General features: G+C 37.2%; 14 protein-coding genes. 6 read left to right on the top strand and 8 right to left on the bottom strand.

Translation table 11 applies throughout. The features are described from left to right. Positions 1-43: 43 nt before the first annotated feature. The 3 genes from P8I29_01205 to P8I29_01195 all read right to left on the bottom strand — a co-directional run bounded on the left by P8I29_01205 (position 44) and on the right by P8I29_01195 (position 5,152). Positions 44-2,527, bottom strand: coding sequence for a TonB-dependent receptor (locus P8I29_01205; GenBank protein ID MDG1916412.1), 2,484 nt, complete (start codon positions 2,525-2,527; stop codon positions 44-46). A 111-nt stretch (positions 2,528-2,638) separates the two neighbouring features. Continuing rightward, the gene (locus P8I29_01200) at positions 2,639-2,956 is read right to left on the bottom strand and encodes a hypothetical protein (protein MDG1916411.1); all 318 of its coding nucleotides are present in this window, start codon (positions 2,954-2,956) and stop codon (positions 2,639-2,641) included. A gap of 6 nt (positions 2,957-2,962) precedes the next feature. Further along, positions 2,963-5,152: a TonB-dependent receptor gene (locus tag P8I29_01195; protein MDG1916410.1), complete on the bottom strand. Its 2,190-nt coding sequence runs from the start codon at positions 5,150-5,152 to the stop codon at positions 2,963-2,965. Between the two features lie 64 nt (positions 5,153-5,216). On the opposite strand from P8I29_01195, the gene P8I29_01190 reads away from it, so the two are divergent. Beyond that, positions 5,217-5,603: a transcriptional repressor gene (locus P8I29_01190; protein MDG1916409.1), complete on the top strand. Its 387-nt coding sequence runs from the start codon at positions 5,217-5,219 to the stop codon at positions 5,601-5,603. Then, the gene (locus P8I29_01185) at positions 5,600-6,271 is read left to right on the top strand and encodes a DUF2461 domain-containing protein (GenBank protein MDG1916408.1); all 672 of its coding nucleotides are present in this window, start codon (positions 5,600-5,602) and stop codon (positions 6,269-6,271) included. The genes P8I29_01190 and P8I29_01185 overlap by 4 nt, the downstream gene beginning before the upstream one ends. Here the strand turns inward: P8I29_01185 and P8I29_01180 are convergent. Together P8I29_01180 and P8I29_01175 are read right to left on the bottom strand one after the other, a co-directional pair. Beyond that, on the bottom strand, positions 6,236-6,655 hold the full coding sequence (locus P8I29_01180; GenBank protein ID MDG1916407.1) for a glyoxalase: 420 nt from the start codon (positions 6,653-6,655) through the stop codon (positions 6,236-6,238). The two genes, P8I29_01185 and P8I29_01180, sit on opposite strands and share 36 nt — an antisense overlap. 1 nt (position 6,656) lies before the next feature. Then, the gene (locus P8I29_01175; protein MDG1916406.1) at positions 6,657-7,091 is read right to left on the bottom strand and encodes a GNAT family N-acetyltransferase; all 435 of its coding nucleotides are present in this window, start codon (positions 7,089-7,091) and stop codon (positions 6,657-6,659) included. Positions 7,092-7,169: 78 nt separating this feature from the next. Here P8I29_01175 and P8I29_01170 point away from each other — a divergent pair, with 78 nt between their 5' ends. Further along, entirely contained in the window at positions 7,170-7,406 is a 237-nt protein-coding gene (locus P8I29_01170) for a hypothetical protein (GenBank protein ID MDG1916405.1), read from the top strand. Between the two features lie 3 nt (positions 7,407-7,409). Here the strand turns inward: P8I29_01170 and P8I29_01165 are convergent, their stop codons facing one another. Together P8I29_01165 and P8I29_01160 are read right to left on the bottom strand one after the other, a co-directional pair. Beyond that, a complete protein-coding gene (locus P8I29_01165; protein ID MDG1916404.1) occupies positions 7,410-8,309 on the bottom strand; it encodes a Brp/Blh family beta-carotene 15,15'-dioxygenase in 900 nt (299 codons plus the stop codon). A gap of 72 nt (positions 8,310-8,381) precedes the next feature. Further along, a complete protein-coding gene (locus P8I29_01160) occupies positions 8,382-9,104 on the bottom strand; it encodes a bacteriorhodopsin-like (GenBank protein MDG1916403.1) in 723 nt (240 codons plus the stop codon). A 197-nt stretch (positions 9,105-9,301) separates the two neighbouring features. Between P8I29_01160 and umuD the strand changes: the two genes are divergently transcribed. After that, positions 9,302-9,772, top strand: a complete 471-nt coding sequence (gene umuD, locus P8I29_01155) for a translesion error-prone DNA polymerase V autoproteolytic subunit (GenBank protein MDG1916402.1) — start codon at positions 9,302-9,304, stop codon at positions 9,770-9,772. Continuing rightward, positions 9,750-11,003 (top strand): Y-family DNA polymerase, encoded by a 1,254-nt coding sequence (locus P8I29_01150; protein MDG1916401.1) that lies wholly within the window; start codon positions 9,750-9,752, stop codon positions 11,001-11,003. Before umuD ends, P8I29_01150 begins: the two co-directional genes overlap by 23 nt. 51 nt (positions 11,004-11,054) lie before the next feature. Here P8I29_01150 and P8I29_01145 read toward each other — a convergent pair whose 3' ends face one another. Next, positions 11,055-11,993: a DUF3089 domain-containing protein gene (locus P8I29_01145; GenBank protein MDG1916400.1), complete on the bottom strand. Its 939-nt coding sequence runs from the start codon at positions 11,991-11,993 to the stop codon at positions 11,055-11,057. A 170-nt stretch (positions 11,994-12,163) separates the two neighbouring features. On the opposite strand from P8I29_01145, the gene P8I29_01140 reads away from it, so the two are divergent. Further along, positions 12,164-13,043, top strand: an 880-nt coding sequence (locus P8I29_01140; protein MDG1916399.1) for a hypothetical protein, incomplete at its 3' end; no start/stop codon positions are given.

Raw genomic sequence — 13,043 nt, 5'->3', positions numbered from 1 at the left:
AATAAAAAAACCCTCCATATTTGAAGGGTTTTAAATGTATTGTTTAGAATTCACCGCCGCCACCGCCGCCGTCTTTGATATCATCATTACGGATATTAGTACGGTCTTTTATAACATCAAACTTCAATTCACCGATAGTATATTTAAAGCTAATACCAATGGATCTAAAAACAGTATTTCTGTTACTATAAATATAAAAGTCATTGCCTTCTAGCTCTGTTTTAAAAGATTTGTACTTCTTGAATGGCTCAACAAAACGTAAACCGATGGATCCTTTTTTGTTTTTAAAGTCTTTCTTAAAGCCAAAAGAAAACATAGAGAATCCTGGCACATAACCTTGTGCCGTTTGATTAGGTGGTCGAAAAAAACCAAAGGTTTCGGCTTTATAGCCCTTGCCTATATCGTAATTACCGCCCATATTCCAATTGAATAATACTCTTCCCAAATCATCCGAAGTAGTCTGATAAGTGTAAAGGTTAAAACCTGCTCTCAAGTTAGCATCACCCAACTTAATAGAACCGTAGTAGTTGAAGCCGATAGATAAATTTTCTCCAATGTTATTATAAGAAGTTACGGTAGAATCTCCTAACAAACTAACGTTAGACTCTATGAGGTCGTAGGTTTGTTTAGCAAAGATATAGTAGCTGCCTTTGTATTTTCTAGCAAAGCTATTATAGCCTACTTCTAATTGATGCGTAATTTCAGGTTTTAAAAGCGGATTACCTTCTGACAAAGAAAGCGTATCTGTATAAGAAATATTTGGGTTGATATACCTCATCCCTGGTCGGTATATTCGTTTACTATAACTTGCCTTAAGCGACTTCATCATATCTATCTTTTTGGATAAAATGAAGCTTGGCAATAAGGTGGTGTATTCATTTTCAAAAGGATCATTGTCATTTTGAACCCATTCGTCGTTTTGTTTAGAATTCCACTGACCTTTGATGAGTGTATTTTCAGCTCTCAGTCCTACTACAGCTCCCCACTCTTTGCTTAATTGCCACTTTGTTGAAAGGTATAAGGCGGCTACATTTTGAATGTAATCGAATTGCTCTAAGGGCTGAAAAATAATAGGATTTGCGTTTTCTGTATTGTAATTGTTCAACAAATTTCTGTTGACGTATTTTGCTCCCACCTCTATGGTGTGTTTGTCTTTTACAGGGTGAGTATAGTCCAATTGATAGGTATATGTCAGTGGGCTTCCATCGTTTTTGTTAACAATAGTATCGGTGGGCCTGCCAAAAACATAGCCTTGATAAACGTAATTATCTTGATCCGATACATCGCCACCTAACTGAAATGCAATTCTCAATTCTCGGTCCTCATGGTCACTGAATTGCTTGACATAATCGGTGGTCCATTCGTAGCCTAAACTCAGATTTTTAGAGTCCGTATACCTTACGGTATCGTTAATCTGATAAGCTAGTTCTTCAATGAAGTTATCTGAAAGTATAGACGAATATAAATAATCGTCCGCCCATTCTTGATTGGTTTGTCGATTACCTCGCATTTGAAAACTAGTCACAATACTGTTGTAGGGGTTGATATCATAATACATTTCTGATGTACCACCAAAGCCTATCCATTGCCCTTTTGTTTGGGCGTTTTTTGTTAGTGTAGTAGAGTCGGCATAATTAAATCGGTGATAAGTCTGCTCTCCTGAAAGTGGCCATCCATAACGGACTCTACCTCGTACAGAAACACCAAACTTCCCTTTTCCATAATTTAGGTCTAAAGACTGCTTATTTACACGAGTACCTACCGAGCCATTTATAGTGCTTTTAAAGCCTGAAATTTGTTTTTGCTGTGTGATAATATTTATAATCCCTGAACCGCCTTCACCATCGTATTTAGCGGTAGGGCTAGTAATGACCTCAACGCTTTTAACTTGTTCGGCAGGTATCATTTGTAGGGCGTCCGCCGCCGAGCCTGAAAAGAAAGTAGACTCTTTACCGTTAACTAAAAACTTAATATTGGAAGACCCTCTAAGGTTTACATTGCCTTCCAAATCAACAGATAGTAAAGGTGTCTTACGCAAAACATCCGTTGCGTCATCAAGTCCTTCGTTCAAATCGTTTTCAGCATTGTAAACGATTTTCTCCATCTTACTTTCATAAACGGGTCTGTCCTCATTAATAGACACTTCTTTGAGATTAACAGCGCCCGGTTCTACTTTTACCTTTTTAAGGTATATAAAGGTTTTGTTTTTGTTCAAAGAAACCTCTACTCTTTTCTCTTCATAACCAATATAATTGACTAAAAAATAATAGTCGGCTAACCCCAACTTGTTGAATTGAAAAGCTCCTTTCTCGTCCGTTATAGTTCCTTCCATCAGAATATCGTTCTTTCTGAAAAGACGCACATTAGCAAAAGCTAATTCATCGCCGGATTTAGAATCTACCAATCTACCGCTTATTTGTCCATTATGAAGAGAGGCATTTTTTCCGCCAAAGCCACCCATGCCAGGAGGTTGGGCATATACCAATGTACTAATGAAAAGTATTAAAATTGTTAAGTTAGTTTTCATGGGTACAAAAATAGTCAATTTGTTGGTCCGTCAGAAGTAGGATAAAGCAAAAAAAAAAGACTTGTTTTCGTAAAAACAAGTCTTTAAATAAAATTAAACTAAGTAGTCGTTTTAGTGGTCGTGATCAGCGTGTTCTTCACAATGAATTTCATAACCGTTTGATGATCCGTATTCACCTGCTTGTAAGGTGTCATTTCCATCGGTAGAAATAAGAGGCGCTGAGACGTTGTGCATATAGCTTGGGTCCTCAACTGTTTCTAGTTCTGATCCGCAAAACTCATCATCACCAGAAGGTGCTTGAATTTCCCACATAGTTTCAGTTCCATCAACATTGTCAAATGCAATATGACATTCATGACATTCGTCACTGTCTGAGCAAGAAAACAAGAATAAAGCTAGAGCTGGTATAAACAATAATTTTTTCATCATTTTTTTTTAAAGTGTTAAACATAATTTGAAATAATACGAACGTCCTACACTAGGAATTTCGTAACTTTTTAATCTTGACAAATGAGGTATGTACGATTGATTTAGCACATTTTTAACTCCTATTGACAGATTTAAATTTTTATTTTTTGTCTCAAAATGTAGAGCCGTGTTAATTAAGCTGTAAGCCTCTGAAGGTGTTTCGTTTAAGGCAACATTATTCTGCGATGCATAATAAACATGGTCCAAAGAAATCTCCTTGCATCTGTACTTGTTTTCTTTAGTCAAATAATAACGTAATTTGCTTTGGAATTTGTTGGCTGGCATAAGAGGCAAAAACTGATTGTCAGAATTTCGACCTTCTATAATAGATATATTTTCTTCGAAATGAAGCTGATGTAAAAAATGAGGATGATAATGCAAGCTCATTTCAACACCCTTTAGATTAACACTTTCTTCCTGTTGGTATGCAAAAACAGGCATACCGCTTATTAAAGAGTCCTGTGGATTTAAGACAATAAAATCATTGATTTGATGATAAAACGGATTTATAATTAACCCTAAATGTTCGTTAGACCACTCGTAAGTAGCATCGATTTGATTACCTTTTTCTTCTTTCAAGTTGCGATCGCCTATTTCATAACGTTTTGTTCCGTGATGAGGTCCATTGGCCAATAACTCCGAAAAGTGTGGTGTTCTAAAAGCCGATGAATAAGTCAATCTAATACGGTGTCCGTCCCAACTTTTGGAAACGCCAAACGAGCTACTTAGCGCATTAAAATCGTTAGAATAGGATTGAGAAATTGTTTCAACTAGCCTATTGTCGAATCGAATTCCAAATAGCATTGACCAATTGTTTTTATGATAATCTATATTTGAAAAAACACCAAAATCTCTAATTTCAGCATCGGGTAATAACTCTGAACGTGCTGGTTTATTTTTATTGGTTTGGAAGGCGTTTTGGTTACCAACAGTCCACGTTAAATGCGTATTAAACGGTTTGGAAAAGGTGGTGTTTATTTGACTGGAGTTGAGCACTGCATCCATCTCGGCTACCGTCCAGGCTTCAAACTCTTCAAGTCGATTATTCGAATTGATTAAATCTACTTTTAAACTAGATGAATTAATGAAAAACGTGTTCTGGAAAAGCAATAAATGATTAGTCGCAAACTGAGTAGGGCGAGTAGGATAACGTTCTTGAGAAGAAGAAGATAATTGATTTAATGTAGGCTCAGCATCATGCGAATGTGCAGGAATACCAGATATATTGTAGTTGTACTGATATCGCACATTCATCAGCCATTTATTTTTGCTATAGCCTATTGCCGTTTTAAAGGCTAAATTTGAAAAACGAGAATTGAATAAGTACTTGCCTTGAGGCAATCTGTAGTCTGCCGCTGAGCCGTATTCAGCATAGGTATTCATTCTAAAGTTATTCTTTGCCCACTTGGCAACAAGTTGATTGTTGGAACGCATCATTGAAGATTCAAAATTCGACACCAATTTAAACTCCGACTGACCAGATGACACGTAACTATCGTCTACAAAATAAAGTGCACCGCCCAAAGCATCCGCACCAAACATGATAGAAGCAGGTCCTTTAACCAACTCTACTTTCCCTATTCCTAAATCTGTAAAACCGAGACCGTGGTCACCGCTCCATTGCTGATTTTCTATACGTGCACCATTTAAATAGGTAACTACTCGCATACCCGAAAGCCCTCGAACAACAACTTTGTTAATCCCAATACCAGTAGATAATTCCTCAACACCCGAAATATGACTTAAGCTTTCAATTAAAGACGATGAGTTATCGTTTATAGTACTCAAACTTTTAGATTGAAGATTGATAGACTGATTGGAAGATAATTGGTGATTAATGGCTGAAACTTCAACCTCATTGATTTCAATATGTAACTTTTCTAATTTTAGTGTAACGTATTCGTCCTCCAAATTTGTATTAAAAGATTGAGTTTTAAAACCTTCTTTGCTGATAATAATTTTTGAACTAGTAGGTAATGTAGACTCCAGATTAAATTGACCATCGGCATCGGTTTGAAGTGCAACTCCTAGGAAAACGAAAAAAACATCAGCCGTAGAAATAGCAGCCCCATCAGCATCTAAAACAATACCCTTTAATTGAGCAAAAGTGTTAGTACAGACTAAAAGTAGTGAGACGAATAAAGCTATTTTTTTCATATTTTCGCAACAGCATTGCAAATATAGTGTGTTTTTTAGTTTGCGCAACAATGTTGCATTAATTATGTTGGAAAAAAATCAAATACGTAAAACGCCATTTAGACTAGAGGTATTAAAGTTATTTACTACTTCTGAAAGCGCCTTGTCTCTAAAGGAGATTGAAAGTCAGCTTAATGATTTTGATAGGATTACTCTTTATCGAACGCTAAAACTGTTTAAGGAAAAGGGAATAATGCATGAAATTCTTCATTCCAAGGGCAAAAAATACGCTTTGTGCAAGGACGAATGTGACGAACATAAGCATCAACACGAACACCTTCATTTTCACTGCTCAAAATGTAAGGAATCTTTGTGTGTAGAAAATCAAATGAAGGAGTTAAACCTACCTGGGTATATTATAGAGCATAGCGATTTGAATGTGTACGGAGTCTGTAAAAAATGTAACGCATGACAAAAATTGACACCCAAATTTTTGACTTCTTAAAAAAGCTAGAAAAAAACAATAATAGAGAGTGGTTTGAAAAACACAAGCCACAGTTTAAAGCCTTAGAGCAAGGGTTTAAACAATTCAGCGAATCCCTTTTTAACGACCTTAATGCTCACGATTCTTTAGAAAAATGGAAAGTGTTTCGAATCTATAGGGATGTTCGTTTTTCAAAGAATAAAACGCCATATAAAACCCACTTTAGTATGGCATTTCACAGAACAAAACCGAACTATCGTGGAGGCTATTATCTTCATATTGCCCCTTCAAATAGCTTTTTGGCTTGTGGCTTTTGGGGGCCTGAGCCTAACGACCTGTTGCGAATTCGCAAAGAATTTGAAGTTTCTGCCAATGAGTTTAGAGCAATAATCAACGCAGATAAATTTAAAACCACTTGGGGTGAACTAAAAGGAGATGAGTTAAAAACAGCACCTAAGAATTTCGATAAAAACCATCCAAATATCGACTTGATAAGGAAGAAGCAATATATTTTCAGTATCCCATTTACAGATTTGGAAAGCAGTCAGGATGATTTTTCAGAGCGTATAAATTCGGCCTTAAAAAACGTTCGTCCTTTTGTTGACTTTATGTCGGAAGTACTAACGACTGACCTCAACGGAGAGTCCATCATTTAGCTGCTCCAATTGAGTTTGTAAACGCTGTATTACCATTGAAATAATACGCTTATTCAAAGCCGATAAATTCAAACTATAATAATGGTACTCTTCAATAGTAAATAAGCCTATAACCAAACCTGCAAGATTGCTCCTAAACCTTTGGTTGGTGTGTAATGCTTGATGAATATAATCCATCTGGTCTTGAGTTGATAATTTGAAAAACACGCCTTTATATTGTCTAGCATAGTTTATAAAGGAATGAAGTAATAGTTTGTTTTGAAATTTCAATATAGGGCGTAAAACCTCGTTTTGAAATACCTCAATTTCTTTGGTATTCAGACCCTTGTTAATGCTTTCAATGTTTGGGCGAAGTGCCAAAATCAACTGTTTTCTATCTTTCATTTTATAAGCTTTTATACATGGTATAGTGAGGACCTATTCCCTCTATTTCGTATATCAGTCCAATTTTTACAAAGCCAAGCGATTCATAAAATTCAATCGCTACCAAACGAGCTTTACACCATATCAAATCGCCATTCGCTGAAGTAATATCTGCCATAGCCTTTATCATCAAATCTCTTGCTAAACCCTGACGTCTAAAATTTGGATGCGTTGCCATACCTCTCAAACGATAAGCGTTTAAAGAAGGCACTTCTAACATAGGCTCAGGATAAAAGGTCGCTATGCAGACAACCGAATGATCTGATACAGAAGCATAATGTAAAGTTTGTTCGTCCTTGTCTCTATCATAATCCGTTGATTCAATGGGTTGTCCTGGACGAAGCACTAAATGCCTTAAAGGACGTATTTTATCTACTTCAACTTGTTGAATGGTCATGGTACAAAATTAAGGAATTATAGAATGAAAATGCGTATTTTTGTACCTGTATAAAACGTTAATATTATGGAAATTGTAATGATTAAAAAGTTGGGCTGTGGTCCTTGCAAAACATTTGAACCCATTGTTAAGGCTGAGGCTGAAAAACGCTCTCTAGGCTTTAGACACATCATGCAAGAAGATATGCCCGAAGAAATTAGACCTCCTTATTTCCCGTATTTCTATCTCTATAATGAGGGCGAAGTTATTGAGCATTGGGGCGGAACTAGCGACAGAAAGTTAGAAAAGGTTCTGGATAGAAACCTCAACAAATAGACTTTATTTGTTATAAAAAATATGCATCACAATAGCGTGAGGCAAAGTGATTACCGAAATGATAATAATGGATAAAAACGGAATTGAAATTCCGAGATATCCCAAGTGAGAAAGTACTAAAAGTACAGAGGTAAAAAATATACTCAATAACGAATAAGGTAATAGTAGTTTTAAAAACTTTAGAAAGCTAAAACTGGTATCTTCTGCCTTAAAAAACAGATACTCTTGATTCATCACACGAATAGAATGCAATACCACGAAGTATAAGGTAAAGCCAATAGTAAAGGGAAAAAGGAAAAAGGTAAGGTGAATAAGCGCTATCAAAAATAACTCTGAAGAAAGACGCTTTATATTGATGTACTTAGTGACATACAAATAGATAAGCAAAGCTAAGGTAACTATGTTAGTACTTGCAAAAAAAGTAAAGATTAAGTCGGGATTATACACTACGGCTAAGTCTTGAGTATCTTTGAAATAAGCCGTAATGGATACAAGCTCTCCCATATTATAATATACTAAAGTCGCCAATAAGGCTAAGCCCCAAAAAAGAAATAACAAAGGATTAAACTTCCATAAAGATAATTTGGCATCAACAAATTGCGATTCGCCAAAATGAAAAGCGGAAAGAACAAGAAAAAATACAAAACTGAGTATCGGAAAATAAAACCAAGCTGCAACAAATAAAACAATCAGCCCTAAATATAAAGCATAAAACTGGAGCTGTGACATGCTTCTTTTTCTAAAAAATAAAATGTGATCTATTGCTCCATGAGGTATTCCAAATAGTAGAATAAAAAAGGAAGAATAGAGTAACTGCTGCTCTATATTAAGCTCGGTAAATGCCTGATATATTAGAAAAAGAGCATAAAGACAAATTACAAATATGAAGGTAAAGCGGTTCATTAGTCTGAAAAAAATAAAAGCAGACTAACTTTCGTTGAGTCTGCTTTTACAATTAATCAAATACGGAACAAATTATTTTGATTCAGTAATAGCGATATTATATACCACTAAACCAAATCCAATTTTGTTGATAGCATCTGCTATGTTGTACCATAAATCAACATTTGTTGATTCCCAACCCAAAGCAGTATTTAACCATCCACCTTCCATACACATGTATCCAATTGGATAGATTGCCCATCCAACCAATACAAACCATGCTAGTGTACGAACACCTTTTTTGACTACGTCAGAATTGCTCTTCTCAGCCAATTGTGCTACTTCACCAAACCATGCTGTGTACAAAATGTAGATATAACCTATTGTAGATAATACACCCCATTTTACAGAGTGAGCTGTTGAACCATCCGTAAATGCTTCACCAATGTAACCCGCAATCAACATCCATGCTGATGCAATAATTAATTTCCACAATAAACTTTTAGTAGCTCCGGCAGCCCTTGTAAGTAGATAAAATTCTACGCACATCAATGGCACTGTTAATGTCCAGTCTACATACCTAAAGAAGGTTGGATTATCTCCTGTTGCCATGTAATAATCACGCATGTAGAAGTAATGCACTGCGGCAATACCTGTGATTAAACCTGAAATGAGAAGAGATAACTTCCACTTATCGTCTACACTGCCTCTTTCAAAGAAAAAGAATACAGATGCGGCAAACATTGCCATGTAGCCGATAAAAAACGTGAAGCCAACATAATCGTCTGGCCTCATAACTTGAATGTCTAATAGCATAACTTGTTAATTTTAATTAGTTAGTGGTACAAACATATATAATTTTGTATAACTTTTTGTATTTTTTTCTATACATTTTGTGTTATTTTAAGTTTTTTTTCTTTTTTAATCTAGTAATTTGTTCGCTAAAAAAATTTATAAAAAATCATTCTTTTTGGTGTTTTTAGGCTAATTTTAGGCTTCAATTGACCCTAACAATGAAATTTAAGTTCCTAAATACCAACGATAAGTTGAATTTTTATACCATTGAAGACTCTTCACTTGGAGACGTTCCTTTGTATGGCGATGCAGTCCCCGCAGGCTTTCCCTCACCTGCCGACGATTACCTCGATATGGACTTGAATTTGCACGATTATTTGGTGCAACACCCTTCGGCTACATTCTGTGTTAAAGCTATCGGCGATTCCATGGTAGATGCGGGTATTCAAAGCTCAGATGTTATGGTAGTGGATAGAGCTCTGACCCCTAAAAATAACGATATCGTATTGGCTGTAGTGAATGGAGAATTCACCGTTAAGCGCATCAAGAAAAACGATAACGAACTGTACCTTATGCCAGCTAATGAAAACTACCGACCCATGAAAATCACAGAAGACATGGACTTTCAAGTCTGGGGAGTAGTTACTTTTATTATACATAAGGCAAATGCTAGCACTGGCGGATTGTAATAACTTTTATGCCTCTTGCGAACGTGTATTCCAACCGCATTTAGAAGGCAAACCCATAGTAGTCCTGTCTAATAACGACGGCTGTGTGATTGCTCGTAGCAACGAAAGTAAGGCTCTAGGCATAAAAATGGGAGTGCCTGTTTTTCAAGTCAAAACAATCATAGAACAACACAACATACAGGTATTTTCGTCCAACTTTACCTTATATGGCGATTTGTCCAAACGAGTGATGAGCAGCATGCGCCAAGAAGTCAAAGCCATGGAGGTCTATTCCATAGATGAAGCATTTATGGACTTTAGCGGAGAGGGCAGTCCTTTAGAAAAAGGCATTGCTCTGAAGAAAAAAGTACAACAGCATGTGGGTATTCCTATATCCATAGGTATTGCCCCCACCAAAACCCTATGCAAGGTAGCTGGACTTATTGCTAAAAAACATACCAAAACAGGCGTTTTCGTATTGCAAGACAAAGCCCTTATAGAACGGGCTTTAAAATGGTTGCCCGTAGCAGAACTCTGGGGGGTAGGTCGAAGGCACGCCCGTATGCTAGATAGCGTTGGTATAAAAACCGCTTACGATTTGTGCCGTGCCGATGACAGTTGGATAAGAAGACGACTATCGGTCGTAGGCCTAAGAATGGTTAAAGAATTAAGAGGTATACCTTGTTTTCCTTTAGAAGAAAGTGCCAGTAGAAAAAAGAACATTTGCACCTCACGTTCGTTTGGAAAAGCGGTCAAGCAGATGGAAGACCTTAAGGAAGCTCTCAGCACTTATGCCAGTACTTGCGCCTACAAACTGCGCAAACAAAAAAGCTGTGCCTCACGAATTAGCATATTTATACACACCAACCCTTTCAAGCCGACCGATAAACAGTACAAAGGCTTCACTTCTTTTGTGTTGGACACACCCACTAACGACTCCATAGAACTCGTCCGCTTGGCTTTGGAGGGTTTGGAAAAAATATACCGTTCGGACTGCACTTACAAAAAGGCAGGGGTTATTGTCAGCGACATCAGCCCTCAGCAACAACAGCAACTCAGTTTGTTTGATACCCTAGACCGTAAAAAGCACCAATCCATTATGACGGCTCTAGACAACATCAACGATAAAATAGGGAAAGATAAGGTGCGACTGGCCGTACAAGGCAACGGCAGGCAATGGAAAATGAAACAAGAACAACTATCCCCGTGCTACTCTACACGCATAGAGGATGCTTTGAAAGTGTATGTATAAAGCAAGAGCAAGTTACTCGGATTGGCAGGGGAGTATTTGCCGATAAAAAATTTACAATTTAGTCAATCGCTGGCGCAAGTTTTCTCTGATGTTTAGCCAAAACAAATTAATGTCAGCAACGTGATAGTCGTCACGTTTGTACTGGCGTAAAATAATACCTTTAGGACGCTCTACCCAAAGCATACCTTGGTGATTTTTGACCGAGATGGATTGGTCAAACTTCAACTTGCCCGAAGGGAATAATATTCCTCTATGGTCGGCATATTCAGAGATAGAATTGGATCTTGTCCAATGAATGGGGTTAACACTTACGATGGAATCGCCAATGGGGTTGGTCGGATAAAATCCAGATCTAAAACTGCGCCACGACACAAAGCAATTGATTTGTGTTTGGTCTTCACAAGGTAAAAAGTTATCCGATATAGTGGTAATAGGCATGCCTAATAAATAGGCCATTTTTAAATGCTCAGACATCGTATCATCATTTAAAATAAGCTCTTTTATTAAGCGTTCGCCGTGGTTGGTACCTTGGCTATGCCCCGCAATAATGAATGGTCTGCCCTTATTCCAATGTTTCCAATAGTGTAAAAAAGCCGCTCGTACATCCGAAAATGCCAAATGATAAGCCGGATAACCGTTGCTTAAATCGGTATAAGAATCGATGTGCATTTGTCGGTAATGAGGCGCATACAAACGAGCAACACCCGCAAAAACAGAGGCTTGATTTCTCAATAAAACATCTGTTCTCTCCACATTGACAAGGGAGTCTTTTAGACTAGCGTTCCAATTATCGCCAGAATGATAAGAGGTAGGATGAATGTAAAACACATCAACAAGAGGGTTGTTGTCAAATAAGGGGTCTATATAGTTTTTGGGTAACAATTCCTTGGGTTTGTCTCTATCGGGATGAAAAGCCCAATAAAACAACGAGTCGTATTGAGGTGCTGGTGGGACTATACTAACATCAAAAGTAGTTGTAGGCGATTGCAAACGGGGTGAACACGATAGCAAAAAGAAGTAAAGAAAAAAAGATAAATACCTTAAATACATCGACCTCAAATAGTTGGCGCAAAAATAGGTTAAATATTACCTCTTTTGTTAGGTAATAGGGGTAATCTTCAAAAAAATTCAGTAATTTTGTTAGCCTTAGAACTGAAACAATGAAAAAACATTCCTACATACTTTTTATACTTTTACTTTTATGCATTTCCAATTCTTTTGCTCAGCAAAACTGGCAAGAGATGATGTACGATACCACCAAAAACTTTTACGACATTCAAGCCGCTTTTTATGAAGGGTGTGGCGATCTACCTTGTGACTCTGCCCCTATGTTCAAACAATTTAAACGATGGGAATCACACATGGAGCCACGGGTATATCCAACAGGAGTATTTGATGCAGAAACAGTCTTTAATGAATTCCTTGAAGTGTATAATGAGAACAATAATCGCCATAATCCGCCACAGATGATGGCTCCTTCAATGGCAGCGCCTGCAGCAGCAGCATCAACTACAGATTGGGAATTTGTTGGCCCTATCGATAACCCCAAAGTATACGACCATCCAAGTATCACTACAAGAAATGGAATCGGACGTGTAAATGCCATTGCATTCCATCCCACAAATACCAATATCATTTATGTAGGTTCTCCTACAGGAGGCATATGGAAAACAACAGATGGAGGAAGTACCTGGGCAGTTCATTCCGATTTTATCACCAACCTAGGCGTTTCGGATATTGCAATACAAAACTCCAACCCAAATGTTATTTGCTGGGTAACAGGAGATTACGATGGGGGAGATACTTTCTTTAGTAAAATAATGAAATCTACTAATGGGGGAACAACATGGGCTCCATTAGCAGGTGCTGGTCTTCCTACTGGAAATAATAGAGTAATATCTAGATTAGCTATAAAACCCAACAATGCCAATATTTTAATTGCCGCAACATCAAGCAGAGTGTATCTGTCAACAAATGGTGGTATTAGTTGGGGTATTGCTCACCAAAGTGGAGGATATAGAACAGCTTTAGCGGTTACTC

Source organism: Flavobacteriales bacterium (assembly GCA_029248105.1).
Lineage (GTDB): Bacteria > Bacteroidota > Bacteroidia > Flavobacteriales > UBA7312 > UBA8444.
The sequence above is the reverse complement of the archived record's forward strand: the minus strand, read 5'-3'. Positions and strand labels throughout refer to the sequence as shown.

Bases quoted from the DNA above. Each gene is read 5' to 3' on its own strand.
- P8I29_01205 (MDG1916412.1), bottom strand. From the start codon at position 2,527: ATGAAAACTAACTTAACAATTTTAATACTTTTCATTAGTACATTGGTA.
- P8I29_01200 (MDG1916411.1), bottom strand. From the start codon at position 2,956: ATGATGAAAAAATTATTGTTTATACCAGCTCTAGCTTTATTCTTGTTT.
- P8I29_01195 (MDG1916410.1), bottom strand. From the start codon at position 5,152: ATGAAAAAAATAGCTTTATTCGTCTCACTACTTTTAGTCTGTACTAAC.
- P8I29_01190 (MDG1916409.1), top strand. From the start codon at position 5,217: ATGTTGGAAAAAAATCAAATACGTAAAACGCCATTTAGACTAGAGGTA.
- P8I29_01185 (MDG1916408.1), top strand. From the start codon at position 5,600: ATGACAAAAATTGACACCCAAATTTTTGACTTCTTAAAAAAGCTAGAA.
- P8I29_01180 (MDG1916407.1), bottom strand. From the start codon at position 6,655: ATGAAAGATAGAAAACAGTTGATTTTGGCACTTCGCCCAAACATTGAA.
- P8I29_01175 (MDG1916406.1), bottom strand. From the start codon at position 7,091: ATGACCATTCAACAAGTTGAAGTAGATAAAATACGTCCTTTAAGGCAT.
- P8I29_01170 (MDG1916405.1), top strand. From the start codon at position 7,170: ATGATTAAAAAGTTGGGCTGTGGTCCTTGCAAAACATTTGAACCCATT.
- P8I29_01165 (MDG1916404.1), bottom strand. From the start codon at position 8,309: ATGAACCGCTTTACCTTCATATTTGTAATTTGTCTTTATGCTCTTTTT.
- P8I29_01160 (MDG1916403.1), bottom strand. From the start codon at position 9,104: ATGCTATTAGACATTCAAGTTATGAGGCCAGACGATTATGTTGGCTTC.
- umuD (MDG1916402.1), top strand. From the start codon at position 9,302: ATGAAATTTAAGTTCCTAAATACCAACGATAAGTTGAATTTTTATACC.
- P8I29_01150 (MDG1916401.1), top strand. From the start codon at position 9,750: ATGCTAGCACTGGCGGATTGTAATAACTTTTATGCCTCTTGCGAACGT.